Annotated in this window: 15 protein-coding genes and 5 pseudogenes; 9 read left to right on the top strand and 11 right to left on the bottom strand. The window is 59.0% G+C overall.

Going from position 1 to position 25,883, the window contains the following annotated elements:
- The first annotated feature begins 120 nt into the window (after window positions 1-120).
- A complete protein-coding gene (locus ABH922_RS27625; RefSeq protein WP_424810213.1) occupies window positions 121-5,316 on the top strand; it encodes a hypothetical protein in 5,196 nt (1,731 codons plus the stop codon).
- Entirely contained in the window at window positions 5,309-6,487 is a 1,179-nt protein-coding gene (locus ABH922_RS27620; protein ID WP_424810212.1) for a hypothetical protein, read from the top strand. The genes ABH922_RS27625 and ABH922_RS27620 overlap by 8 nt, the downstream gene beginning before the upstream one ends.
- Window positions 6,488-6,601: 114 nt before the next feature.
- Here the strand turns inward: ABH922_RS27620 and ABH922_RS27615 are convergent.
- Window positions 6,602-7,830 (bottom strand): annotated as a pseudogene (locus tag ABH922_RS27615) (IS3 family transposase).
- Between the two features lie 222 nt (window positions 7,831-8,052).
- On the opposite strand from ABH922_RS27615, the gene ABH922_RS27610 reads away from it, so the two are divergent.
- Both ABH922_RS27610 and ABH922_RS27605 read left to right on the top strand, forming a co-directional pair.
- On the top strand, window positions 8,053-8,373 hold the full coding sequence (locus tag ABH922_RS27610; protein WP_424810211.1) for a transposase: 321 nt from the start codon (window positions 8,053-8,055) through the stop codon (window positions 8,371-8,373).
- Entirely contained in the window at window positions 8,373-8,873 is a 501-nt protein-coding gene (locus tag ABH922_RS27605) for an IS3 family transposase (protein ID WP_424810210.1), read from the top strand. The genes ABH922_RS27610 and ABH922_RS27605 overlap by 1 nt, the downstream gene beginning before the upstream one ends.
- Here ABH922_RS27605 and ABH922_RS27600 read toward each other — a convergent pair.
- The 3 genes and pseudogenes from ABH922_RS27600 to ABH922_RS27590 all read right to left on the bottom strand — a co-directional run bounded on the left by ABH922_RS27600 (window position 8,856) and on the right by ABH922_RS27590 (window position 11,754).
- A pseudogene (locus tag ABH922_RS27600) lies at window positions 8,856-10,092 on the bottom strand (IS30 family transposase). The gene ABH922_RS27605 and the pseudogene ABH922_RS27600 overlap by 18 nt on opposite strands.
- 617 nt (window positions 10,093-10,709) lie before the next feature.
- Window positions 10,710-11,270 (bottom strand): recombinase family protein, encoded by a 561-nt coding sequence (locus ABH922_RS27595; protein WP_424810209.1) that lies wholly within the window; start codon window positions 11,268-11,270, stop codon window positions 10,710-10,712.
- 190 nt (window positions 11,271-11,460) lie between these two features.
- On the bottom strand, window positions 11,461-11,754 hold the full coding sequence (locus ABH922_RS27590; RefSeq protein ID WP_424810208.1) for a hypothetical protein: 294 nt from the start codon (window positions 11,752-11,754) through the stop codon (window positions 11,461-11,463).
- 227 nt (window positions 11,755-11,981) lie between these two features.
- On the opposite strand from ABH922_RS27590, the gene ABH922_RS27585 reads away from it, so the two are divergent.
- Both ABH922_RS27585 and ABH922_RS27580 read left to right on the top strand, forming a co-directional pair.
- Window positions 11,982-12,224, top strand: a complete 243-nt coding sequence (locus ABH922_RS27585) for a hypothetical protein (protein WP_424810166.1) — start codon at window positions 11,982-11,984, stop codon at window positions 12,222-12,224.
- 326 nt (window positions 12,225-12,550) lie between these two features.
- A pseudogene (locus tag ABH922_RS27580) lies at window positions 12,551-13,495 on the top strand (IS3 family transposase); the annotation flags it as partial.
- A 7-nt stretch (window positions 13,496-13,502) separates the two neighbouring features.
- Here ABH922_RS27580 and ABH922_RS27575 read toward each other — a convergent pair.
- Complete coding sequence (locus ABH922_RS27575; protein WP_424809851.1) at window positions 13,503-14,900, bottom strand: IS30 family transposase; 1,398 nt, start codon at window positions 14,898-14,900, stop codon at window positions 13,503-13,505.
- A 47-nt stretch (window positions 14,901-14,947) separates the two neighbouring features.
- Here ABH922_RS27575 and ABH922_RS27570 point away from each other — a divergent pair.
- From ABH922_RS27570 to ABH922_RS27560, 3 genes and pseudogenes are all read left to right on the top strand, one after another.
- Window positions 14,948-15,244, top strand: a pseudogene (locus ABH922_RS27570) (integrase core domain-containing protein); the annotation flags it as partial.
- A gap of 31 nt (window positions 15,245-15,275) precedes the next feature.
- A pseudogene (locus ABH922_RS27565) lies at window positions 15,276-16,408 on the top strand (IS3 family transposase).
- A 239-nt stretch (window positions 16,409-16,647) separates the two neighbouring features.
- Window positions 16,648-18,006, top strand: coding sequence for an IS1380 family transposase (locus ABH922_RS27560; RefSeq protein WP_424810207.1), 1,359 nt, complete (start codon window positions 16,648-16,650; stop codon window positions 18,004-18,006).
- A gap of 514 nt (window positions 18,007-18,520) precedes the next feature.
- Here the strand turns inward: ABH922_RS27560 and ABH922_RS27555 are convergent.
- From ABH922_RS27555 to ABH922_RS27530, 6 genes are all read right to left on the bottom strand, one after another.
- Entirely contained in the window at window positions 18,521-20,557 is a 2,037-nt protein-coding gene (locus ABH922_RS27555) for an MFS transporter (RefSeq protein ID WP_424810206.1), read from the bottom strand.
- Between the two features lie 513 nt (window positions 20,558-21,070).
- Window positions 21,071-21,949, bottom strand: coding sequence for an ABC transporter ATP-binding protein (locus tag ABH922_RS27550; protein ID WP_424810205.1), 879 nt, complete (start codon window positions 21,947-21,949; stop codon window positions 21,071-21,073).
- Window positions 21,950-21,990: 41 nt separating this feature from the next.
- Entirely contained in the window at window positions 21,991-22,767 is a 777-nt protein-coding gene (locus tag ABH922_RS27545) for an ABC transporter permease (protein ID WP_424810204.1), read from the bottom strand.
- Window positions 22,764-23,612 carry an ABC transporter permease gene (locus tag ABH922_RS27540; RefSeq protein ID WP_424810203.1) on the bottom strand — a complete coding sequence of 283 codons (849 nt, stop codon included), beginning with the start codon at window positions 23,610-23,612 and terminating at the stop codon, window positions 22,764-22,766. Before ABH922_RS27540 ends, ABH922_RS27545 begins: the two co-directional genes overlap by 4 nt.
- On the bottom strand, window positions 23,605-24,549 hold the full coding sequence (locus ABH922_RS27535) for an ABC transporter substrate-binding protein (RefSeq protein ID WP_424810202.1): 945 nt from the start codon (window positions 24,547-24,549) through the stop codon (window positions 23,605-23,607). The genes ABH922_RS27540 and ABH922_RS27535 overlap by 8 nt, the downstream gene beginning before the upstream one ends.
- A gap of 385 nt (window positions 24,550-24,934) precedes the next feature.
- The gene (locus tag ABH922_RS27530) at window positions 24,935-25,879 is read right to left on the bottom strand and encodes an ABC transporter substrate-binding protein (RefSeq protein ID WP_424810201.1); all 945 of its coding nucleotides are present in this window, start codon (window positions 25,877-25,879) and stop codon (window positions 24,935-24,937) included.
- Window positions 25,880-25,883 lie beyond the last annotated feature (4 nt).

Here is a 25,883-nt window from a genome sequence, read left to right as displayed (position 1 = left end):
AAAGACTTGCTGGACTGTACAGCGAAACATCTTGGTCCTGACTACGTAAAGTTTTGCCATCTGATCGCCCCGCCCGATCTGAATTGGATTTCCCCCGAACTGTCGGAGGTGACTGAGACCGTGACATACGACAAGGGCCAGTTCGACGAAGACCTGAGATTGGTCCTCCCGGGCGATTCAGCAGAGTCGAGGTCAAGTGACGCAGGAGCCGCAACCAAAGCCACCAGTGAGCAATTGACCGCCATCCTCGATCAATTGCGTTCGACCGCCTCGGATATAATCTATGCCTTCGAGGTGGCGTCCGCCGATATCGACGATGCTCAGTTGATCGACTCGGATCTCGCAAAACTCATCGAATCGTGGAACAACACTCTCACCCTATTCGCCTACGGATTGCACGGCGACGTGCAGTTCACCAACGGTGGTCTAGACGTGTTAGAAGCCGAAGTTGGTCGTGTGAGGGAGGAGGAGTCGCATGCCGAACATCGCGAATTACTCGAGGAGTTGAGCGCGAAGCTGACCCAGTTCGAAGACAAACGCGGTGACGAGTTGTACGACTCGGATGATGACTACCGCGGGTTCGTTGATCGACGGATCACTGATTTGACTCGCGAAATCGAAGGGATGACGTACGCATATAAAGGTGAAGGAGTTGACGTCGCACGACAATCGGAGTTCGACTATTCAGCTGACAACGATAGTCGCGCTACCGAATCCGATGCACCCGCTGTAACTTTCGTCGACACGGATGACCAGTCGGATGACGCCAACGACCTCGATGCGAATTCCTCTGACGAATGTCTCGCGGACTCTGCCGAATCTAATCCAGTCAGCACCCCAGGCACACCTACCAAAATTGATCGCGATGAAGCCGCCAATACGACTGTAGAAATCAATAGCAGAGACGCCGCTGCTACTCTTGACGGAGCGGTCGAAGACGAGGTGGAGGGAAGTGAAAACTCCACCCCTGCCTTGCACGAAGTCCCCCTGCCGAAGCAGACCGCTGCCGCGGAGCCCAGCCCAGTCCAAGACGATCACCGAGTTGGGGTCGATCACCGCAACGTACTAATCGAAGCGGATCTGGCTGTCCTGATCGGCCGTAACCAATGGGCTGCGGCGAGCGCGGTCGCCGCAGCTTCCAACCTAGAAGACGCAGCTATACGAGCGCTCGACTTCTGTTCCGAAGCGTTTTCTCTGTCGATCATCAGCACTGATCCGTACGTGATGCTCGGACGCAACGCGTCATTCATCGTAGAAATGTTGCAGGCACGAGGGACCGACGCAGTGTTGCTGACGGTTGTCGGCGTTCTGCGTACCTGTCTGCAGGTCGGGCGCGAGCAATACTGGCTCCTGACAGAAGAGTCATTGGAAGTACTTCCCGGACAGTGGCGCGAAACTGGACGGGCGTTACGTGACGCGGTCGCCGATGGTTATCAACATCGTTGGGAGAACAAGACTGTCCAGAATTCGATGGTTCCGTCAGCCTTGATAAAGCGTGAATCTGAGAATCTTCGAGTTACCCTTCCTCAGCGCAACAACAAGTTTCAGCGTGCCAGCAAAGTTTTGCGGAGCATGACGAACCCCGGAGGTGACCTGGCATGTGCCCTCGATGCTGTGGTCGCATGGGCCGACGGAGACAGCGACATCGACAAACTCCGCACCTGTCGGCTGATACTGAGCGATCCCCGAAAGCTGATCGATCGAATTGATAGCACTCTTCACGGCGAAAAGCAGAAGAGAGCCCCAATTGTTTCCAAAGCCTACGAGCATCTTGCCGGCCGGATCGGTGAAGTTACGCAACTTCTGGACCGAACAATCTCCATCGCGGAGTCAACGGCGAAGCTGGCCCATGCGATCGGGCCACAGTTGGAGGACATGCGCGACGTTATCCACAATCTTCCGCAGGTTGAACTCGATGGCAGACTGGGTACTGCCGTTCTCGAGCGGTTCCGCACATGGCTTGTCTCCGGCGAAGGACCTACCGCAGATGGGAGTCGGACCTTCGATCAATTGAAATTCGTCTCTTCCCTACCCGCTGTATCCGCAATCCGTGACGAGCACTTCAATCTTCCTGTCAAAAGCCCGATCTCCGTGTACATGATGACGCGTGAGTTGCTGAATCCTGGTTCGGAGCATGACCTGTTCCAGGCATATCTTGAATCTGGAAACCTGATCGCCGCAGGAGCCGTTCGAAGCGATCCCGATACTATACTGGCACTGCGAACCGCGCAACGCGATTGGCGTGACCGGATCAAGACGCAGACAGTGGGGTTGCAATCTGATCTGTTACGGATGCAAACGCACACTCAGATCGACCCAGTTGACCGTGCCCGAATCGAGGGCCGAATCACCGATCTGTCAACAGTTCTCGACGATCGGTTCGATGTCGCATCGAACAGGGCACTGACGATCGCCGACGAACTGGCCACAATGTGGGATGTAGGCCGAATGAACTTGCTCGACAGCCTCAACGAGCTCAATCTGACACTCGGAATCGCTCTTGGCGATGGAGAGCGGATTCGGACCCTGGTCGACCAGAACGATTTCATCACCGCCCGCGAGTTCATGTCGATCATCTCCAACGACAGCGGACGATCATTGCCCCCATTAGAAGACAGCGGACTAACTGAACTGTTGGGATTCCATGCGCTACTGGAGTCGTGGGACCACACCTCGACCAATGCACTCGAGATCACGCAGAAACGTCTCGGCAGCGCACTGCCAGATCGGACAGTGACCGCGTTGAAATCATGGAATCAAGGGCAACGAGCTCGAAAACCCTCCGAATGGCTACGTCTACTACCGAGCATTCTCCAACTACTCGGATTGGACAAAGACCCTCAAATTCCCGTCGCGGACAAGACGAACCGCAATCAGAACCGTGTGGGCAAGTTCCTCGTCAAGGCAACTCCGAACGGAGGCTCATACGTAGCCGCTCTCGGCAGCGGTACCCGGCGCAAAGGGTATGCCGTCTATGTCTTACCTGCGGAGAACTCCGTTGAATCTGTATTCGACATGATCCCGACCGGTGAGCGCCGTGACGCGACCCTGATGTTGTACCCCGGCGTTCTGAGTTGGGACGACAGAAAGAAGATCCGCGCAGCCGCCGAGAAGAAGAAAGTCACAGCACTCGTCATCGACACGCCCACTCTGGTGTACATGGCGATGGAGGGCAACAACAAGTTCACTTCCCTTCAACGAATCTCGCTGCCGTTCTCCATCTTTCCGCACTGGGCACCACGGGTTGCGGGTGACGTACCGGATGAATTGTTCGTCGGCCGCGTCGAAGAGATCGATCAGATCATTTCCCTGAACGGAAGTATCTTCGTCTACGGTGGTCGCCAACTCGGAAAATCTGCTCTGCTGCACCGCATCGAGCGGGACTTCAACCGCATCGAGAACCACCTCGCGATCTACATCGACTTCAAGGTCGAGCGAATCGGCGAAGAGAACCAACCTGAGCATCTGTGGACAGTCCTGCGTAATCGTCTTCAAGATGCAGAGATCATCCCGGCCTCCAACAGTTCGACCAAACCGGATGCGATCGGGAAGAAGATCCGTGAATGGCTGGACGCGGATCCGCACCGCAGGATTCTGCTGTTGTGTGACGAGACTGATGCGTTCTTGCAGAACGAGGCACGGGAACGAATGGTCGAGAATCGGTCTGCATCATTTCCCAATCTGGCAGCACTCAAGGGCATGATGGACGAGACTCATCGCCGCTTCAAACCTGTGTTCGCCGGTCTGCATCAAGTGCAGCGCATCGCAGATACCCCCAATTCGCCTCTTGCACACGGTGGTGAAGACATTTTGGTCGGTCCGCTGAACACCCAAGAAGCGTGGGAACTTGTTGTTCGTCCGTTCAAGGCGCTCGGCTACCAGTTCGAGTCACTGGATCTGGTGTGGCGACTACTTGCCTTCACCAACGATCATGCAGGCCTGGTGCAGATCGTGTGCGACGAATTGTACAAATATCTGCGTTCGCACAGGGTTCTCACATCAGCGCCCCCGTACATCGTTCGAACCGCAGATGTCGATCATGTCATCACCAGCAAGAACGTTCGAGACTTCATCGCAGAACGATTCCGACTGACCATCCAACTCGAAGATCGCTACTTCGTCGTTTCGATGGTCATCGCGCTACTCGGCCTCGACAACGGTTTCGAGAATCGCTATTCACAGGGCGAGATCCTCGAACACTGCCGCGTGTACTGGTCCGGTGGGTTCGAGTCGTTGAGCGAAGACGAACTGTCTGTCTATCTGGACGAGATGGTAGGACTGGGAGTCTTGGTCCGTGGAAACGACAGGCATTACGGCATGCGTTCGCCCAATGTGGTTCACATGCTCGGGGACCGGGACACCATCGAAAATCAGTTACTGGAAGGACGATTCGAACTCCCACTCCAGTACAACGCCAGGGTTTCCCGTCGCAGGCTGAGCGCGTCACGCGGTAGCGAGAAATACAGTCCCCTCACCGAACATGAACTTTCGAGGGTGATGCCCAAACGCACCGGCATCGGCCGTGACCAGTACACATTCGCAATCATCGGCAGCGCAGCGCTGGGCATCGGATCCGTGCAAGGTTTGCTTACTTCTTGCACGGACGGCTACGAGTACGGGCTGGACCTGATCTCGGCCGAAGAATCCAAAGAACTGGTACGCGCAGCGTCAGGGACGATCGCCAAACGGCCCTTGGTCGTGTGCGACGCCACCGATGCCCCCGAGTATCTGGAGGAAATTGTCGAAAGGCTCGGCGCCGCACAAAAAGCCAACATCGGCCGGCGCGGCGTCTTACTAGGCAGATTCGGCGCTTCAGTCAGCCGCGAACTCGCTGCGCTCGGTATCGAGGTTGTGCCTCTCCAACTGTGGACGGTCGAAACAGTGCGTGCGACCATCGACAGTCCCATTACCAATCCAGCACAGCGAGAAGAATTTGTGCAAGTCACAGGCGGCTGGCCATCACTGTGTGAGCGTTACCTTGACGAAATCCGAATGGGTACAGCAGTTTCCGATGCGATCATAAAGGCATCGCAATTCCCTGCCAACGGAGAAGAAGCCAGCACATTCCTTTCTGACACCGGATTGGTCGATGCCGCTGACCTCACGCTACTCACCGCGTGGGCGGACATCACCGAAGACGGCGACGTCATCGACCTGCACACTCTCGCCGAATTGCTCGCAATCAGTGTCGACAATTTGTCCGATGTCGTCGGCCGATTCAACGTGCTCTCCATCGTCGCCGAGCGCTCCGAAGGGATTGCCCTCAACGATGTCGTCCACCGGTCGTTGAAGGCGATGGAGGTGGTCGATGCGTAACAACGACCGTTCACTGTCCAGCCTTCCGGGAGTTCGCCGGTTCTACGCACAGGTCGACCGTGCAGTTGACGACGGACGCAGCGTACTGATCGTCGTTCCGGATTCATCTGTGGAGTTGGGGCTGGCGGAGCAGCTCCGTGATGGGCTCGTTGGTTCTGGCTGTGTTCATCAGTCGCTCGATGTCGAGATTCTTCGTGACCATAACGACTCGATTCCGGATGCAGTTGCAGCCGCGGTCAACTTCCTCGAACCATTGCAGAACGACGATCGCGTCAACCGTTGGCAGGCGTATTTGCACCATGACGATGCTCGCAGCAAGTCAGTTCTCGTGGCAGCGTGGGACGTCGACCTCTCTAACGACGTTCGCTACTGGCTCCGGCTGGTTCACGGATCGTCGATGGATCCTTACGATCGTCCCACGTTTGTCTTCCTGGTCCGTGAATCGGACGTCGATATCGAGCTGTTGGAGAAAGAACACGCACCTCACCTGGCAGTCCTGTGGTGGTGGGGAGTTGTCGGTTTACTCGATTCGGAACTGTGTGTCGATCTCGAGCTCGCAGACCAGGAAGTTACTCCGCTGTGCCGCGCAATGCTCTCGGAGACGATCGGGTGGGAGATCGATCTCGTGCCCGACTGCGCCAGAACGTGGGGTTCCTCCAACGTCCCATCCATCCTCGCGAAGACGATCTTGGAGCACGCAGAGGGGAGAACGTTCTCTCTCGACGACAAAGAAGTCTATGCACTCGATCATGCCTCACTGGCGGATAGGCCGGCGCACGAACTTCGGAACGCATGGAACGAAGGGAAAGTGAACGCATGGAATGGCCGTATACATGTCAGTAGTCGCTACGACAAATTCGATCGAGTTGTGGATCGTCGATTCTGGAACGCCCAAGCACGAATCCTTATGCCGCAGTTCGAACATCGGCGCCAGATTCTGGCCAAACGGTTCGAGAAACTCGCTACCGCATCCGAAATCGCCAATACCCTCAAGCATTCTGATTTCCTCGAGTTAGGACCTATGCTCAATGCTCACACCTGGGGTCGGGTCGATTTCGGCAGGGAAGACGGGGCCCTACTCAGAACACTGGTGGACGCGCGGAACAAGATCGCGCACCATACGAGCCTTGGCGACGATGTCTACGCCGAGATCACGAAAATCTATCAATAACATTCGTACACGATAAAAAGCGTTGAGCGGCCACTTCGGACCCTACTCCCGGGCAAAATCCGATCCTGTTGATGGCTCGGGCCGTGACCCCGTGTGATGGACACGGGTGTGTGATTACGCGGCTTGAGCGATGCTAGCGGGTGCGTGAGCGGTTTCGTAGTCGGCAGGACTGAGATAGTTGCAGTACGAGTGCCGTCGCCGAGTGTTGTAGCGGGCGATCCACCGAAACACCGCCAGCCTCGCCGCCCGGGGTGATTCCCAGCGGGCTGCGCCTTGCAGCGTCTCCCGTTTCAGTGTCGCGTTGAACGACTCGGCCAGGGCATTGCCTGTGCTCGTGCCCACCGCTCTCATCGATTGCGTGACACCCATTTTTCTGCACAAAGACTCGAAAGCTTTTGAGGTGTACTAACTTCCATAATTAGTGTGGAACACTGCACCGGCAAGGCCGCCGCGGGTCAGCGCTGCGGCACCCAAGGCATCTTCGACGAGTTCGGTGCGCATGTGCTCGGCGATCGACCACCCCACCAGGCGGCGGGAGAAGCAGTCGATCACCGTGGCCAAATACAAGAACGCACCGTCCCCGCACGGAAGGTACGTGATGTCGCCGACGTATCTGGTGTTCGGTGCGGCCCAAGGTGAAATCACGGCGAAGCAGGTCCGGCGACGCAGTGTCGGCTGGTTCGGTGATGGTGGTGCGATGTTTTCGGCGCAGTCGCAGGCCTTCGATGTTGTGGACGCGCATGATCCGTGCGATCCGTGTGTGATTGACTCGTTGGCAGGTGGGTCGGCGCGCATTGATCTCGGCGGTGATCCTGGGCCGCCCGTAGGTCTTGTCCATCGTATGGACGGCGCGGATCTGCTCGGCGAGTTCAGCGTCCGCGCCGGCGCGGACAGCCCGCGTGTCGGCGGCGCCTGTCCATGCGTAGTACGAGGAGCGGGCGATATCGATGACCTGGCATAACCGCTTCACCGAGTAGGTGTCGTCAGTGGTCTGCAACGAAGTGGAAGCGGTTCACCAACTCGTCTGGCCGGCGAAATATTTTGCTGCAGATCGCAGGATGTCTCGCTCGGTTTCGAGCTTGGTTTTCTTCGCTCGTAGGTGTGCGACCTCGGCGCGGAGCCTGGCGGCTTCCTGCTCGGGTGTTTCGCCGGGGTCTGGCCGGGGTGCGCTGTTGGTGCCAGGTCTGCGGATCGGGATACCCGCATTTCTTGAGCTATGTGGTCAGCGAGCCGTGGGAGATGCCGAGATCGGCGGCGATCGCGGCCACGGTCGCGCCGTCGGTGTCGCGGTACAGCTCGACTGCGTCGCGGCGGAACTCCTCGGTGTAATTCTTTGTGGTCATCGGGTGAGATCTTCTCGCTTTCCCTGGTCTGAGACCAGGATCAAGCATGTCCAACCCTCGGGGTCAAGGCCCGATTGGCTCGTGATCTCCCAGAGAGGTTTAATCAACACACAGGTCTGCTTGGATGCCCAGCTAGTGGGTGCAAATGTAAGCAGTGAGGTTCACCTCGGATGGTGGACACCGAGATAGCGGGACCGAAGGTTCCGCTGGAAGGATGTCCTCATGTCCCGCAAACGCAGGTCGTTCACGACCGAATACAAGGTCGAAGCCGCCCGCCGGGTGATCGATTCCGGCCGCACCATCGCAGAGGTCGCCCGCGAACTCGACATCAACGAAGCCCTACTCGGGCGGTGGGTCGCCGAAGAACGCCGCCACATCGAGGCGGCCGCATCGTCTGGGGATCAGCCACTGACGGCCGCAGAACGTACCGAACTCGCCAGGCTGCGCAGGCAGGTGTCCGAGCAGGAGAAAGATATTGCGTTCTTGAAAAAAGCGTCCGCGTCCTTCGCGGCCAATCAACAACAGTCGAGCTCTACGCGTTGATGGCTGCGGAGTGCGCGAACTCCGCAATTCACCGGATGTCCAGGCTGCTCATGGTGTCAACCTCTGGGTTCTACAAGCACCAAGGACGCAGTGTGACAACCCGAGTAGGGGAAAGGCAGCAGCGGAGAGCTGATCTGGAGATCAAGATTATTGCGATCCATCAGGAGTCGAAAGGCGTCTACGGAGCACCCCGAATCACCGCAGAGCTCCATGATCGGGGCGAGGTCATCACCGAGAAAACGGTCGCTAAAATCATGCGATCGCTCGGTGTCATCGGGATGCCCCCAAGCACTTCGTGCAGGGAGGTGCCCCCGCCCGCGCACGTTCAAGGTCCGTACCACTGTAGTCGATCCGTTCGCCTCGTTCCCCCACGACCTGGTGCAGCGCCGGATCGATCAGGGCAGGCTCGACGCGGTGTGGACCTCGGACATCACCTACTTGACCTGCGCTTGGATTCCAACCGTCGTCGCGACACCGGCCGGTTAGGCGGGCTCCAGTAAAGCATGAAGCCGTTCGGCAGGGGTATCCCAGTCGAGACTCTTCCGAGGCCGATGGTTGAGCTGAAGTGCTACGGCTTGCAGTTCGTCAGCGTCGTGCACCAACAGATCGGTTCCCTTGGGAAAATATTGACGCAGAAGCCCATTCGAGTCTTCATTGCTGCCACGCTGCCAGGTACTGGCGGGATCGCAGAAGTAGACATCCATGTCGGTAGCCACACGGAAACCGACGTGAGCGGACATTTCGGCGCCCTGATCCCAGATCAGTGACTTCCGCAACGACATGGGCAGCGCCTCGACGGTCTTGACGAGCCCGTCACGAACCCTCTCGGCAGTATGATCATGCGCGAGGTGCACGAGCGCGAGGTAACGACTAGACCGTTCGACGAGGGTGCCGATCGCCGATCTCCCCATGGTTCCGACTATGAGATCGCCCTCCCAACGACCTGGCACCGCCCGGTCCTCAACTTCTGGTGGGCGCTCGGAAATCATGACCATCGGATCCACGAAACGGCCTGTCTTGCAAGCCGGATCGCGCCGGGGCTTGCGGGTGGTGCGCCCACGTCGCATCGCCGAAGCAATCTCACGTTTCAGAGCATCCCTGCCTTGAACGTAGATCGCTCGGTAGATCGTTTCCGCACTCACCCGCATCTCCTGATCGTCGGGAAAGTCTTTGCGCAGTCTGTGACCGATCTGCTCAAGCGACCATCTATTACGATGGGTTCACTGCAACATAAGATTTCAAGTCACTGTGCGGTTCGAGTTTATGTTCTCGAGGTCTTCGGCGGCGGGAAACGGCACTACGGTGCGCCGCATACGGCGGGTAGCCGACCACCGTCGCGGTGTTCCTGGTGAGCTCTCGGCTGATCGTCGACGCACTACGCCCCAACATCCGGGCGATGGCCCTCCTCGACTCACCCCGCGTGCGCAGCTCATGGATCTGTTCCCGCTCGATCACGCTGAGGAATCGAGCATCGACCGGCCGCTCGAGACGTGCCAGATCGGCCGGGACTCCTCGGGTGTAAACATGGCGGGGCTTCTTCACGTTCGCAAGTATCGCCGCCTCCCCATAGCGAACGACACGGCCGTCGGGGTACCGACGGCCACCGCTGAACTCTCGGATGCCTTTGCCCCAGTCCTGGGCGGAACGTTTGTCAACGCCGACCGCCTTCGCCGCGTCTGTGCCGCTGACGCCTTCAGCGCGTAGACGTGCGAATTCCACTCGCTGTGGTGCGGTGTCCTTGCCGGTGAAGATCCCGGCTTGATGTGCCCACTTGTAGCAGGTGACGCGTACAAATCCGAGCTCTTTCGCCACTTTCGAGACATTCCCGACGAGTTCGAGGCGACGGACGAACTCGGCCCGATCTTCGTCGGTGTACGACCGGCTCACCGCTCGAGGCGTGGACACGCCGGCCTCCGTCCGCCATCGATAACAGACACTCGGGCTCAGCCCCAGCTCGGCGGCAACGGCACGAACCGTCCCACCGCGGTCGAGGCGACGGAAGAACCCCTCCCGTTCCTTCGCTTTGTACTGCGAACTTCGTTTCACGCTAGGAGATCCAGTCATCGCACACATTCCTTCACGTTCAAGGTGTCGCGACGACGGTTGGAATCCAAGCTTCCCTGGGGAAGTGAGCGTCAAGCGCGCCATCAGTTCATCTCAGCTTTCCAGTCTGCGCTCGGCTGCCCAAAGCATGGATCTAGTCGAGGGTTGCAAAATGGCGCTGATACTCAACCTAAACACCGAAACGGCGAGCATACGACACATATTCCTCACCGAACCCTTCCCAGCGCGATGACAGTCGCAGGCCTGAAAGACCAGAGCGATGGTAAGAATTACTAAATGTGCATCATGAGCGCTCGGCTTATTGAGGATCGTCCGACTCCCAGAATCGATGCGATATGGTCGACACTTTTGCCCTGATTTCGCAGGGTTCGGGCAGTTTCGGTTCGTTCAGGTGTCATAACGGTGGGCCGGCCGCCGCGTCGGCCTTGCCTGCGGGCGGCTTCGAGGCCGGCGTAGGTGCGTTCGACGATCATGCGGCGTTCCATTTGGGCGAGGGCTGCCATGATGTGAAAGAGAAATTCTCCGCCTGCGTTGGCGGTGTCGAATCCTTCTGTGAGGGACCGGAATGCGATGCCGCGTTCGCCTAGTACGTGGACGGTTTCAATGACGTGGCGGACGGATCGTCCGAGCCTGTCGAGTTTCCAGACGACGAGGACATCGCCGTCATGGTCGCGTAAGTAGTTCAGGCATTCGGTTAGTTGTGGGCGCTGCGCTTTGGAGCCGGATTCGTAGTCGGTGAAGATGCGAATCGCTCCGGCTTGGCGGAGTGCATATTCTTGCAGTTCGGAGTTTTGCTTGAGGGTGGACACTCGGGCGTATCCGATGATGCTCACAGTCTCGGTCCTTCGGGGCGGCTGCGGTGTTGAGGGGTGCTGTGTGGGTTGGTGAAGTGATGCTCGGCTTCGGGTGTCCAGTGGGTGTGAAATTTGCTGGTGTCGAGCTCAGGCGGTTCCACCGCTGCCGCTGCGCTGTTCCAGGTTTGCGTTCAGGTCTCACCTGCAATGATTCCGAATGATGTTGCGGTTATTCATATTTGATCTGACTAGCCCAGGTATAGGTTCGCTCAGGCATGAGGTCGTAGTGTTCGATCATGGCGCGCCAGTGCTGCGAGAAGGTCATTTCTCCGACATGGGTCGGCGCGACGAGGGTGTCGGCGGGGATCTCGGTGGCGGGCCTGATGACTGGTCGGAGTACGTCGGCGAGGATGGTTCCACCGTCCATGTAGGCGAAGTTTCGTCCAGCTTGAATGGCGTCAACGCTGAGCTCTCGCCATTCGATGGCCCATCCGGCGTCTCGGGAGAGTTGGTTGAAGAACACTTTTTGTGTGCGTGAGTTGCCGTCGACGAATCGGATGAGCCTGCAGACGCTGCGGTTGTGGCAACGCCGCTACGAGGTCGATGCCGGTGTGAAGCCTGGGTCACGACCGAAGCGGCGGCGGAAATCAAGCGCCTACAGAAGGAGGTCTCGGAGTTGCGGAAGGCGAACGAGATCGTCAAGGCTGCGAGTAACTTTTTCGCGAAGGAGCTCGACCACCCCTTGACGAGATGATCCGGTTCATCACCGAACACCGCGATCGTTTCGGGGTCGAGCTCATCTGCCAGGTCCTGCGACCGGCAGTGAGAGGATTCCTCACCTCTCGGGGCTTCCGCGCCGCGGTGAACCGCACCCTGTCGGCGAGGCACTTGCAGGACAATCTGCTGGTGCCGGAGATCGTTCACCCGCATGCGGAGAACTATGTCATCTACGGGCGCCGGAAGATGCATGCGCTGATGCGAGGGCAAGGTTGAGATGTTGGGCGGGATCAGACCGAGCGCCTCATGCGGATTGCTGGTGTTCGCGGGGTGCGCAAGTCGAAACGGATATTTACAACGAAGTCCGATCCCGCTCTGCAGAGGCCGACGGACCTCGTCAATCGATAACGCGATGGCGGAGGCAGTGAACTGAAGTGGACCCGGGATTTCGGACAGGGCGTTAGGTGTTGGGTTGCTTCGATAATGGCTGTTGAGGCCGAAGGAGCAACCACAGATGGCACCACGTTGTAAGCGCAGGAATCATTCGCCGGTGAATCGCACCGGAGTTTCCGGAGACTTCATCCTTTGGGAAAGATGGAGTCATGTCGTCAGCAACGAACAAGAGGTACCCACCCGAGCTGCGTGAGCGAGCGGTACGGATGGTCGCCGAAGTCCAACACGAGTACCCATCGGAGTGGGCTGCGGTCGAATCCGTCGCCGACAAACTCGGCATCGGAACAGCGCAGACGCTGCTCAACTGGATCCGAAGAGCGCAAACCGACGCCGGGATGCGTCCCGGTGTGACAACGGAGATGGCGGCGGAGATGCGCAAGCTCCGGGCTGAAAACCGGGAACTCAAGCGTGCCAACGAAATCGAAGAAGTCGGCATCGGTTTTCTTCGCAGCGGAGCAGGGCCGCAACAACAGGTGATCATCGACTACATCGAGAAAAACAAACATGAATTCGGCGTCGAGCCGATGTGCAGGGTGCTCAGCGAGCACGGCTGCTCCATTGCGCCGTCCACCTACTACGAAGCCCGCAACCGTCCTGTATCTCGGCGGGCTGTACGTGACGAAGAGTTGAAGATCGAGGTCAGCCGTGTACATGCCGAGAACTATTCGGTCTACGGCGCCCGCAAGGTGTGGCTTCAGCTGAGGCGAGAGGGCATCGAGGTGGCACGGTGCACGGTCGAACGGCTGATGGGTGTTCTCGGACTCGAAGGTGCGCGACGAGGCAAGACCAAACGCACCACCATCGCTGATCCGCAAGGTCGTCGTGCGGATGATCTGGTGCAGCGAAAGTTCAACCAGGTGGCTCCGAACATGTTGTGGGTAGCCGACTTCACCTATGTTTCGACATGGTCAGGGTGGGTGTACGTCGCGTTCGTCATCGATGCATATTCACGCAGGATCCTGGGTTGGAGGACAGCGACGACGATGACGACACCGCTGGTGCTCGATGCGATCGAGCACGCAATCTGGACCCGACGCCGAGAAGGGATAACCGACTTGTCCGGGCTCATCCATCACAACGACCGCGGGTCGCAAGGCGGATTCAACTGATCGTCGCAACACCGTCCAGTGGGAGTGAGTATACTTGTTCAGCAAGGACTTCCGCGGGCGTTAGCCATTTGAGTTCTTTGCGAGGCCGATTGTTGAGCGCGTCAGCGATTGCATCAACTTCACGTCGATCGTATCGGGACAGGTCGGTGCCCTTCGGAAAATATTGCCGAAGAAGACCATTCGTATTTTCGTTCGTCCCACGCTGCCACGGACTGTAAGGTTCGCAGAAGTAGACACTGATCCCGGTGGCCGCGGTGAGGTCCGCGTGTCGCGCCATTTCCTTCCCTCGGTCCCAGGTCAACGATCGCCGGAGATGCTCCGGTAGAGGCAACAACGCCTTGGTCAGAGCATCACGGACAGCCTCCGACCCGTACCCGGACAGTGCCGGCCCGTTCTTCACGGGTGGTATCGTTCCATATCCGATCTTGCGCGGCAGGTGCAGCAGCACCGTGAATCTGCTGGTCCGCTCGACCACCGTGCCGATCGCCGAACGATTCAATCCAATTATCAAGTCCCCCTCCCAATGTCCCGCAATGTCGCGACTGGCGACTTCCTCGGGCCGCGCGTTGATGGTGACTTCGTCGGTGATGAACCCGGCCGGTCGCTGCCGCGCCCGGGCGCGAGGCCTACGCAACGCTCGCCCTGTCCGCAAACAGGTCACCAACTCCCGCTCCAATCCGCCGCGCCCTTCGATATAGAGCGATTGGTAGATCGCCTCGTGCGAGATACGCATCGACGTATCGTCAGGAAAGTCGATACGTAACCGATTCGAGATCTGCTGCGGACTCCAGGCAGTCGCCCACCGACGATCACGACGCCAAGGCTTATTTCGACCTTTCCATCCCGCGACGTCCGGTCCGGCGACCACTGTTCCGTCTTTGGCATAGACGTATCCGGAAAGCTTGTCTTGCACGTACTCTCGCAACCGTTCGTGCTCTGCGAGCTTCGCCGGCTTCGGGCGCCTCGCTGCGAGGTCGGCCTTCCATTGCGCGGTAGAGGCGCGGTACTCGATCTGCCCGCTTCGGGTGGCGGCGTTGCGTCGCAGCTCTCGCGAGATCGTCGACGGCGACCGCCCGATGTGGCGCGCAATTTCCCGTACGCCGATCTTCTGGGCTCGCAACATCGCAATTTCCTCGCGCTCGGTGAAGGAAAGGTATCTCCCCGAGACCGGGGTCAGCTCAATGGGCGGCATACCCCCAGCGTGCCGGAACCACCGTGTGCCAACCGGTGCCGACACGCCGCATGCGATAGCAGCATCCTCGCTGGTGAGCCCCTTGACGATCTGCGACCAGAATGCCCGTTCGAGGTCCCTGCGTACCGGGGGACGTCCCGGTGACCGCATCACCGCTCGCCCGGTCAACGCTGCCGCCCATCCTGATGGTCGTCCCATCTAACACCTCCATTGTCGAGGTGTTGCGTCCACCGGTTGAACCTGGCCAATATACGTCAATTACCTTCACCGACAGGCTTATTGAGGTTCGTATCGATTCCTCGATCGGGGCTACCGGGTCGAGCTACGACAATGCTCTCGCCGAGACGATCAACGGGCTCTACAAGACCGAGGTGATCAAGCCTCGCGGTCCGTGGCGAACGGTCGAGCATGTGGAGATCGCGACGTTGGAATGGGTGGACTGGTTCAACCACCGACGACTCTACGAGCACTGCGGGGACGTTCCACCGGCCGAACTTGAGGCGTTCTATTACGGTGAACACAGAACTACGCGAATTGCGTAGTTCTCAAATCAGTAAGTCTCCGGACTCGCCGGTGCGATTCACACCGGAGTTCAAGGCCAAGGTGGCTCTGACAGCGCTGCGGGAGGAGAAGACCCTCGCTGAGCTTGCACAACAGTTCGATGTGCACCCGAACCAGATCACCGCATGGAAACGTCAGCTCCTCGATGGGGCGCCCGATGCGTTCGCCGCAGGGACAGGGCATCGCGGGGATGAGTCCAAGGCGAAAATCAACACGTTGCACGCAAAGATCGGCGAACTTACCATGGAACGCGATTTTTTAGATCGCGGGCTCGATCGCTTCGATCCGAAGTGAGGCGGGCCATGATCAACCGCGACCACGACCTGCCGGTCGCCGCGCAGTGCGAACTGCTCGAGGCGAACTGCTCGAGGTGGCTCGTTCTACGGTTTACTACCGGCGACGATCGGCTGATCGCGGTGACACGGACCTGATGCGGCGGATCGACGAGATCCACCTCAGGTTGCCGTTCCTGGGTTCACGCCGCATCGTCGACCACCTCACAAACGACGGGATCGTCGTCAACGGTAAGCGGGTGCAACGCCTGATGCGGATCATGGGCATGACCGCGCTGTATCCCAAGCGCAAGACCAGCACGCCGGCGCCGGGACACCGTATCTACCCGCACTTGCTGCGCGGCAAGAGCGTCGACCGGCCCGGCCACGTCTGGTGCACGGACGCGGGAGTACCTGCCGACGGCGTCCGGGTTCTTGTACCTGGTGGCGATCATGGACTGGCACTCCCGCAAGGTCCTCACCTGGCGGGTGTCGAACACCATCGACACCGCATTCTGCATCGACGCCCTCACCGAGGCGATCAATACCTACGGGCCACCGGAGATCTTCAATACCGACCAGGGATCGACGTTCACCGCGACCGCCTTCACCACAGCGCTCGCCGACGCCGGGGTAAAAATCAGCATGGACGGCCGCGGCCGGTGGATGGACAACGTATTCATCGAAAGACTCTGGCGCTCGGTGAAATACGAGGAGGTCTACCTGCACGCCTACGAGACCGGGGCCCAAGCCCGCGCCGGACTCGGCACCTACTTCGAGTACTACAACACCCACCGTCGCCACCAAGGACTCGATGGTCTAACTCCCGACGAGGCATATCATCAACATCAGCGGCTACCGCAGATCGCATAACAACCCAGCAGCCCGCCACCTACCAACCGCCGCGGACTGTCCAAACCACGGGGTCCATCTCAAACAACCTCTACAAGACTGAACTGATCCGTCAGCGAGGCCCCTGGCGGTCCGTTTAGCCTGGATCCACCGATAGAACTCCCGCCAGTCGGAGTGTCTAACTAAAGAAAGTGCCCCCTGAACTGGGATGATGTGAGTTCTCACACAACAAATCCACCAACTCGGGAAAGGCACTTCCAGTGAAAGTGTCCCACAAGTTCGTCGACGGTTCCGCAGTGTTCGACGAAGACCACATCGTCTCGTGCGCCGGACTGGTCCCAGTGATGACCTTGGCACAACAGACCCGACTGACGGAATTGGTCGCCGAAAAGATCTCGATCACCGCAACGAAGATCACGTCCGGGGCAGCGAACCCGGCACCGAAACTTACGACACTGATCGCCGGAATGTGCGTGGGCGCAGACAGCATCGACGACCTCGACCTACTTCGCTCCGACGGCATGAAAGAGCTGTTCGGCAACGTCTACGCACCCTCGACAATCGGAACACTGCTGCGCGAGTTCACCTTCGGACACAATCGCCAACTCGAATCAGTGCTTCGTGAACACCTCATCTCACTCGCCTCCCGAGCAGACATTCTGCCTGGAATCGCCGATCACGCGTTCGTCGACATCGACTCCCTACTACGACCCGTCTACGGCCACGCCAAACAAGGCGCCTCCTACGGACATGCGAAAATCGCCGGCAAACAAGTCCTCCGCAAAGGTCTCTCCCCGCTCGCAACGACACTCAGTACTGCCGATTCCGCACCGATCATCACCGGGATGCGGCTACGAGCAGGGAAAGCCGGATCGGGCAAAGGCGCAGGTCGGATGGTCACCCAAGCCATCGTCACCGCACGAAAGGCGGGTGCGGTCGGCACAATCCTCGTTCGTGGCGATTCCGCCTACGGCACCCGTTCCGTCGTGACCGCGTGCTTGCGCGCGAAGGTTGAATTCTCGGTCGTGATGGCCAAGAACACCGCCGTCGCGCGTGCTATCGAGTCGATTGCCGATGACGCCTGGACACCCGTGAAATATCCCGGCGCGGTTCGCGATCCCGACACCGGCGCCCCGATTTCCTATGCCGAAGTCGCCGAAACCACTTACACCGCTTTCACTTCCACCAAAGACCCGGTCGCCGCCCGGTTGATCGTGCGCCGCGTCAAAGACGCACGATTCCCGGACGCATTGTTTCCCGTGTGGCGCTATCACCCATTTTTCACCAACACCACCAGACCCACCGCCGACGCCGATGTCACCCACCGTCGGCACGCCATCATCGAAACCGTCTTCGCCGACCTCATCGACAGACCGCTCGCTCACATGCCATCGGGGAAATTCGGGGCGAACTCCGCGTGGGTGTTGTGCGCGGCGATCGCCCACAATCTGCTTCAAGCTACCGGTGTTCTTGCCGGCGACCGGCATTCACATTCCCGAGGCGCGACGCTTCGGCGCAAAATCGTCAACATCCCCGCTCGATTGACTCGACCTGGGCGAAAACCTGTCCTACGACTACCGGCTCACTGGCCGTGGCCCGATGCGTGGCTTCGATTGTAGGCCAACACTATCAGACACATTCCGCCATCCAACGCTTGAAACTTGACCGAATCACCGGCAGCGGCCCGAGACCCTTCAATCGTGGAAAAGCTGGGTAGACCAGCGGCCACACCATGCCTGCAAACAGCACTTTCTCATGCCTTCGATTCGGATTGACTTTCACGGACTCGTCGGTGGATTCAGGCTTAGCTGGTCGGCCAGCCGTCGGATCACTGGCTTCGGCTCCGATTCCCGATAAAACCGCACCGCCCGCTCACGCAGCTCCGACGGATACTTCCTCCTTCCCACAACGATGTCCTTCCTCGGTCTCCACGATCAAACCTGGTTCGGAAGTCTCCGGGGAAGCGGGGGAACCTCAATAACGCGCCACGGCGGTTCCTACCCTCTGGCAATCAGGTGGTCCCATGAACCTGGCGAGCGCCAATATCGAGAAAATTGCACTCATGCGCCTATACACAGTGACATCAGTTGGGAAATTCGCTTCATGCTCAGTTCCGCCGCTGAGGACGTGACGTCACGGCATAGCTATTCGGGTGAGGGTGGGGCGTAAATCCAGGTCCACAGTTGCACTCGCACCAATGATCGCAACCTGCCGAGTCAGGACATCCTCCCGAGCCGGATCGAGAGCGGTCAGAATATATCGTCCAACAGAGGGCAGTGGCAGATCGAACTGGCCGTCGGCGTCGCTGAAAGCCGAAGACACAAACTCTCCGGTTGGTTTTGTCAGCGTGACCAGTCCGCCGGAAAGAGCAGGGCCACCACTGCGAAGCCTGCCCGAGAGCGTCAAGCGTTGTCGCATCATTATCAGGTGGGTACCGATGGCATCTGCGAATCCGACGACCTCAGAGTGCGGAGTCCATCCATCGGCACTGGCGATCATCAAATAGCGGCCTGCTGCAGGCAGCACCAGTGAGAACTTGCCCTCGCTACCGGATCTACTCCAATCGACGGGTCGGCCGCTGGTATCGAGCAGGCTGATCACTGCCTGTCGAACAGGAATGCCTGTCTGGTCGGTCACCATGCCGGTGACGAGGAGTTCAGTCCCGGGGAATACACCGGACGCCAACGTTACCGCACGCGAATCGGACTCGTCGGCGTCGAGGTGCCCCACGTCAGCGCCGACCGAGACTTCCCGCTGCCGCGGGATGGCGAGCGCAACGCTGGCCGCAAGCAAGCTGAACAGCACGGCAGCCGCATACATCGTGTCGAACGCATCGGGAGAGGGTAGCTCCAGCGACGGCCCGTGCTTTACAGTCATCGTGGTGAGGATGGCGGCGACGAAAGCGCTGGAGATAGATGTGCCGATCGACCTCAGCAACGAGTTCAGGCCGTTAGCAGACGCCGTCTCGGTAATCGGGACTGAACGCATGATGAGCATGGGCATCGCCGCGTAGGTTATCGCGGTCCCGATGCTCACCAGCGTCGCGCCGATGACAATCACCGGGATGGAACCAGCCAACACCACCCGCGACAGGTAGGCGACGGCCATCACCATCGCACCGGTGATCAAGGTAATTCGCGGCCCGAATCGATTGGTGATCAACGCCGAGACCGGAGAGAAGACCACCATCGCTACACCTGTAGGGATCATCGCGACTCCAGCCGCGAACGCCGTCATCTCGAGTCCGTACCCCGAAATCTGTGGCATCTGCAGTTGCTGTGTGGTCAGCAGCAAGTTGGCGTACATCACGAACCCGACCAGTACCGACGCGATATTGGTCGCCAGAACCGGCCGCTGTGCTGAGGTCCGCAAATCAACCAGGGGATTGCCGACGCGCAACTCATAGGGAAACCAGAGCCCGAAGAACAGTACGCTGGTCCCGAACAACACCAGGGTTGGCGTGCTGGACCAACCCCAGGTTCCACCCTTGGTGATGCCGACCAGCAAAGTGCTCAGTCCACCGGACAATAGAATCGCACCCAGGAAGTCGAACCGTCCGCGAGTGCGCACCGACGATTCCGGGATGATCAAAGCCGCCGCAGCGAACATGACCGCACCGATACCGGCGGGCACCCAGAATATTCCCTGCCATCCCAGGTGCGCATCGATGAACCCGGCTAGAGGCAACGCCAAGGCCGCGCCGATGCCCAGCGTCGCACTCATCAGCGCAATCGACCCTGCCACACGGGCTTTCGGGAGTTCGTCACGCATGATGGAAATGCCGACCGGCACCAATGACACCGATAGTCCTTGCAGTCCACGTCCGATCACTGCTGCTGCGAAGGTGCCGCTGACAGCGGCGACGAGCGAACCCACGATCATCGCCCACACCGCGAGCAACAACATGCGGCGCTTGCCGAACATATCTGCGAGACGCGAGATGATCGGTGTGCCGACGGCGCCGGTGAGCAGTGTGATGGTGATGAGCCATGAGCTGTCGTCGTGGCTGACCCCGAAGACCTCCGGAAATTCGGGAAGTAGCGGCACGACCATCGTCTGCGGCAGCGAGACGGCAGTGCCGGTCAGACACAGAACCGCGATGATCGCCGCAGTTTTGCCACGCTGTCTGGTCGCGGGCTCGCCTAAAATCGGCTCGGTCGCAGGTTGCAAGGCTCAAATCCTTACGAAGGGTACAGCCTCGTTGCAGAGTTCGCCCTATCCGAGGCTATTCGCGAATTTTTTTGACGTACAAGAAATTCCGCTTCGCATGGAAGCCCTCATCCCCATGCGCGGCTTGACCACCAACGCATCCCAAATTCAAAGAAGATCGGAGGCTCATTTCCGTACATGCACTCGCAGGGTTCTACGAAACGATCCGCACATGGTGTATCCCGTCCGGATTCGAACGTACCCATACGTCGCCTTGCAGAACACCTGGCCCAGCGACGCGGGGTATCTCCGCGAAATCGTCGCTGGGGCCGGCAAAGTCCTGAAACGTATGTGGTGAGCGCTCGCGAAACTACGATTCCAGAACTCGTTCAACTGATTCGGCGTGCATTCCGCCGCTCCCGACTGTGCACTGAGTTGACCGACCGATCACAGGGGCGAATCAAGTCACTGCATAACGCTCAACCGACTGGCTCGCCGCTCACACCTGAGGCTACGCATGCGCCGGGCGCTCAACTAGCGCTTGTGTGCAGCCAACACTTCGCCACGGAGATCATCCCAGATCTGCCGGTGAATCTCGCCGAACTCAGGCGTCAACCGGCATTCGAGGATATCCCGCGGCCGTGGCAGATCGACAACTTGCGAATTGAGAACGGTTCCCGGTGACGCGGTCATCGACACCACTCGGTCGGACATTCCGATGGCTTCTTCGAGGTCATGAGTGATGAAGATGACCGTCTGTCCCGAACCCGCCCACAGGTCGAGCAAATCGTTCTCCATGATGTTTCGAGTCTGCACGTCCAAGGCGCTGAAGGGCTCATCCATCAGCAGTACCTCAGGCCTGTAGGACATGGTCGAAGCGATCGAGACACGCTTACGCATACCGCCCGAGAGTTGGTGAGGGAAATTCGACTCGAAACCCTCCAAGCCGACTCGTTTAAGCCACTCGCGAGCCTTGTCGTTGGCCTCCGATTTACTCGCACCGCGCCAGCGTAGAGGTAGGGCAACATTCTGCAAGGTTGTCCGCCACGGAAGAAGTGCGTCTTTCTGGAAGATCACGCCGACGCGCTTGTCAACGCCGGTGACATTCTCGCCGAGCACCCTGACCTCGCCAGAGTACGGTCTGGTCAAACCTGCGACAAGACCGACGAGGGTCGATTTGCCACAGCCAGACGGGCCCACGATCGAGAGGAACTCTCCCTTACGAACATCGAGGTTCACATCCTTGATCGCAGTGAATGGTCCTGTCTTGGTAGGGAATACCTGGGACACGTTGCGGAGTTCGACCGACAATTCGGCACTCTCCGACACGGCAACAGCCTCAGGACCTGGTATCCGCTCATGTGCAGCCACGGTGTTGGCCTCTCGGTCGGCTTGCAATGGGGTGAGGGACATACCCAGTCACGTTCCTTTCTGAAGATTGAGGTACCTGAAGATCAACGGCGGGCCGGCATCCAACGTGTGGCGCGGTTCTCCACCAGCGTGAGCAACCAGTCCAGGATCAACGCGAGTACCAAAATCACGAGGATCGCGGCATAGACCATGTTGATCTCGAACCCCTGACGCCCCAGGTTGACCAGATAGCCGAGACCGGACTCCGATCCGACGAACTGTGCCGCGATTGCGGCCTGTAGTGCGTAACTCATGGTGACCCTCGATGCTCCCGTCACCCGAAGGGTCAGTGACGGGAGATAGACTTGGCTGGCCATGCCCCACCGTGATGCTCCCAGCACTCGCATGTTGGCGACCAGGTCACCCTGCGTCTCGCGCACCCCGTCTGCCACAGTCACCGTGATCAAAGTGACCACGACCAGCATCACCGTGATGATCTTGGGTGAATCCCCGAAACCGAGCCACAAAACGAAGAACGGGAAGAGTATCAGCCGCGGCATCGCATTGAAGAAGATCAGGAACGGCTCGAACACTGCGTTGAAGAACTTGGACAACCCCATCGCAGAACCCAGCGCGCACCCCAGGACAGTACCCAGAAGTTGCCCGATCACCACGACAGCCAACGTGGCCAATGTGTGCTTCCACAACGACCCGTCCTCGAGCCACAACTGCAGCTCGTCGAATATCTTGCTGGGTTGGCCGTACTTGCTTGCCTCGATAACACCCGAGTTCGCCGCCCACTCCCACAGGAGTATCAGCGCGGCGGTGATTCCAATCGGGGCGATGATGAAGAAGAGGGTCTTCAGACGTTCTTGCATCATGCAACCTGCCATCTAGAGAGACGACGCTGAGTCCACATCAGCAGACGATCGAAGATAAGGGCGATCACAGCCACTACGAAGATCCCGGCGAGTACCTCTTGAGTCCGGAAGTAGGCTTCACCCTGCGAGATCAGATAGCCGAGTCCTTCCATGGCGCCCAAGTACTCGCTGATGACCGCCGCGAGTAGAGCGAACGCAACACTGAACCGCAGGCTCGAGACCAGCCAACTCAGGACGGAAGGCAGGTACAGGTGCCTGATCTTGTTCCAGGTCGACGCACCCAACACACTGAGGTTCTCGATCATGAGTCGGTCGGTAGTTCTGAGCCCGGTATGCACCGAGTGGAAGACGATGATGAAGATCGAGGAGGCCACGAAGTAGACCTTCGACTCCAACGTGATACCGAACAACGTGATGAACAGTGGGATCAAGGCGAGTTTGGGCAGAACGGCGAGCACTGTGATGAAGGGCATCATGAGGCGCTCCACAACACGCGACGATGCCACCAGGGCAACTAGCAGAATCGCGAAACTAACTCCGATCACGTAGCCCAGTGAGGCCTCGAGAAATGTCGCCCAGACATGGTGGGTATAGAACGAACTGTCAGTGAGCCAGACCTTCAACTGTTCAACGACGTCGAGGGGTGTGCTCAACACCCGCTGCCAATGGTCACTCGAGCCGCCCAGGTAGGACCATCCGCCGATCAGAGCGACAAGGATGAGGATACGGACCAGCCACACCGCAACCACATTGGGTTCACCGGTTCTCAGTGGCCGCTCGGTCCCCGACTTCCCCGGTTTCGCCGCTCCGAGATCGGGCTTCTCGAGTGTCTGCTGACTAGTCATCGCTGACCTCTACTGTCACGGACGAGGCGTCGACGTAACTGTTGTCCCAGATGCCGTCGAGTTTGTCCTTGTCGGCCGGCTCGATGTAACCGTAGGAGACCAGGAAGTCGATCATGCCGTCAATATCCTGGGCGTCGAAGCGGCCGTCGGTGTGCAACGCCGGCACGGTGAGTTTCCACGCCTCGGCGAAACCATCACGCATCAGATCCTGGAACTTCTCCGGGAACAACGCGAGGACCTTCTCCGGATCGTCCTTCACGGGATAGAGGGTGTTCATCGCCCTCAGGTAGACGTCGGTCATCGCCTGGGTGAGCTCAGGATTGCCCCTCGCGAAGTCACCGGTCACGATCGGACCGCCACCGACCGTGTTCAAGCTGACATTACTGTTGTAGACCACGTAACCTTTGCCGCTTGCCACGATGGCACCGGCACTGCCCACATCGGTCGAGATGATGTCCAGCCGACCCGACTCGAGACTGGAGATGCCCGCCGGAAGCTTGCCGAACGCAACCGTGTCCAGGTCCTCCCACACGATGCCGGTCCCGCTCACCGCAGCACGTGCCACAGCCTCGGTGGACGAACCGGGTGCCACGTAGCCCCACTTCGCATCCTTGAAAGCCGCAAGATCATTTCCGTGTGTGGATTCGAACTTCTTCGCCGCGACCAACGCGATATTCGGGTTCTCGTAGGCCTCGACCAGTGTCACGAAGTCGAAATCCTTGACTCGGGCGACAGCGTAGGTCGGGCCTGCGGTTCCCAGCACGTCCAGGGCGCCGCTGTCGAGCATCGGCAGGGACTCACTGGTGGCGACGTCGGAGAACTCGAACGTGACATTGTGCTCCTTCTCCACATCGTCGAAGTAACCCTGACCGAGGGCGACCAAGTGCACAGCCCACGGCGTCGTGCCCTGGATACCTGCAGTGCCCCATTTGATCACCCGGGCATTGTCATCGCTGCTGCCACTGCCGCAGGCCGAGACAAGGCCTAGGCAGAGCACCACAAGCGCTGCTCGAACCAAGGTTCGTGAGCGACCGATCATCATTGTCTCCTGTTGTCGTTTCGTTGCCACAAGGCAAACCGGAACGTTGATTCATGCCGCACGACGAAAGTTGCCGCGCAGCGCCACCGAGGAAGAAAAGGGGCACCGCCCCCGAACCCCGCCCGTAGGGCGATTCCGAGTGACGCGCCTGCCACTACCGAAACACTACGTGAGGTCCATCACTTTGTAAACGTTCATGTTGAAACATTTTGATCAATGAACCTGCATCAATAGCACCAGTGCCTGAAAACCGCGATTTCTACTGTTACACAATACTTCTCAGCTAATATTTGCCGACGTTCACCGTCACGGACGAGGCGTCGACGTAACTGTTGTCCCAGATGCCGTCGAGTTTGTCCTTGTCGGCCGGCTCGATGTAACCGTAGGAGACCAGGAAGTCGATCATGCTCGCAATCTCATCGGCGTCGAAGCGGCCGTCGGTGTGCAACGCCGGCACGGTGAGTTTCCACGCCTCGGCGAAACCATCACGCATCAGATCCTGGAACTTCTCCGGGAACAACGCGAGGACCTTCTCCGGATCGTCCTTCACGGGATAGAGGGTGTTCATCGCCCTCAGGTAGACGTCGGTCATCGCCTGGGTGAGCTCAGGATTGCCCCTCGCGAAGTCACCGGTCACGATCGGACCGCCACCGACCGTGTTCAAGCTGACATTACTGTTGTAGACCACGTAACCTTTGCCGCTTGCCACGATGGCACCGGCACTGCCCACATCGGTCGCGATGATGTCCAGCCGACCCGACTCGAGGGACGCAATACCAGCAGGGATCTTTCCGTAAGCGACCCGATCCAGGCCCTCCCACACGATGCCGGTCCCGCTCACCGCAGCACGTGCCACAGCCTCGGTGGTCGAACCGGGTGCCACGTAGCCCCACTTCGCATCCTTGAAAGCCGCAAGATCATTTCCGTGTGTGGATTCGAACTTCTTCGCCGCGACCAACGCGACATTCTGATTCTCAAAGGCCTCGACCAGTGTCACGAAGTCGAAATCCTTGACCCGAGCGAGTGCGTAGGTCGGGCTGGGCTTGCCCAGAACGTCCAGGGCGCCGCTGTCGAGCATCGGCAGGGACTCACTGGGAGCGACGTCGGAGAACTCGAACGTGACATTGTGCTCCTTCTCCACATCGTCGAAGTAACCCTGACCGAGGGCGACCAAGTGCACAGCCCACGGCGTCGTGCCCTGGATACCTGCAGTGCCCCATTTGATCACCCGG

It is taken from the genome of Rhodococcus sp. 27YEA15, assembly GCF_049739425.1.
Lineage (GTDB): Bacteria > Actinomycetota > Actinomycetes > Mycobacteriales > Mycobacteriaceae > Rhodococcus_F.
The sequence above is the reverse complement of the archived record's forward strand: the minus strand, read 5'-3'. Positions and strand labels throughout refer to the sequence as shown.

Excerpts from the sequence above, each read along its gene's own strand:
- ABH922_RS27610 (WP_424810211.1), top strand. The coding sequence starts at position 8,053 with ATGTCCCGCAAACGCAGGTCGTTCACGACCGAATACAAGGTCGAAGCC.
- ABH922_RS27575 (WP_424809851.1), bottom strand. The coding sequence starts at position 14,900 with ATGGGACGACCATCAGGATGGGCGGCAGCGTTGACCGGGCGAGCGGTG.
- ABH922_RS27540 (WP_424810203.1), bottom strand. The coding sequence starts at position 23,612 with ATGACTAGTCAGCAGACACTCGAGAAGCCCGATCTCGGAGCGGCGAAA.
- ABH922_RS27585 (WP_424810166.1), top strand. The coding sequence starts at position 11,982 with ATGATCCGGTTCATCACCGAACACCGCGATCGTTTCGGGGTCGAGCTC.
- ABH922_RS27550 (WP_424810205.1), bottom strand. The coding sequence starts at position 21,949 with ATGTCCCTCACCCCATTGCAAGCCGACCGAGAGGCCAACACCGTGGCT.
- ABH922_RS27545 (WP_424810204.1), bottom strand. The coding sequence starts at position 22,767 with ATGATGCAAGAACGTCTGAAGACCCTCTTCTTCATCATCGCCCCGATT.
- ABH922_RS27605 (WP_424810210.1), top strand. The coding sequence starts at position 8,373 with ATGGCTGCGGAGTGCGCGAACTCCGCAATTCACCGGATGTCCAGGCTG.
- ABH922_RS27620 (WP_424810212.1), top strand. The coding sequence starts at position 5,309 with ATGCGTAACAACGACCGTTCACTGTCCAGCCTTCCGGGAGTTCGCCGG.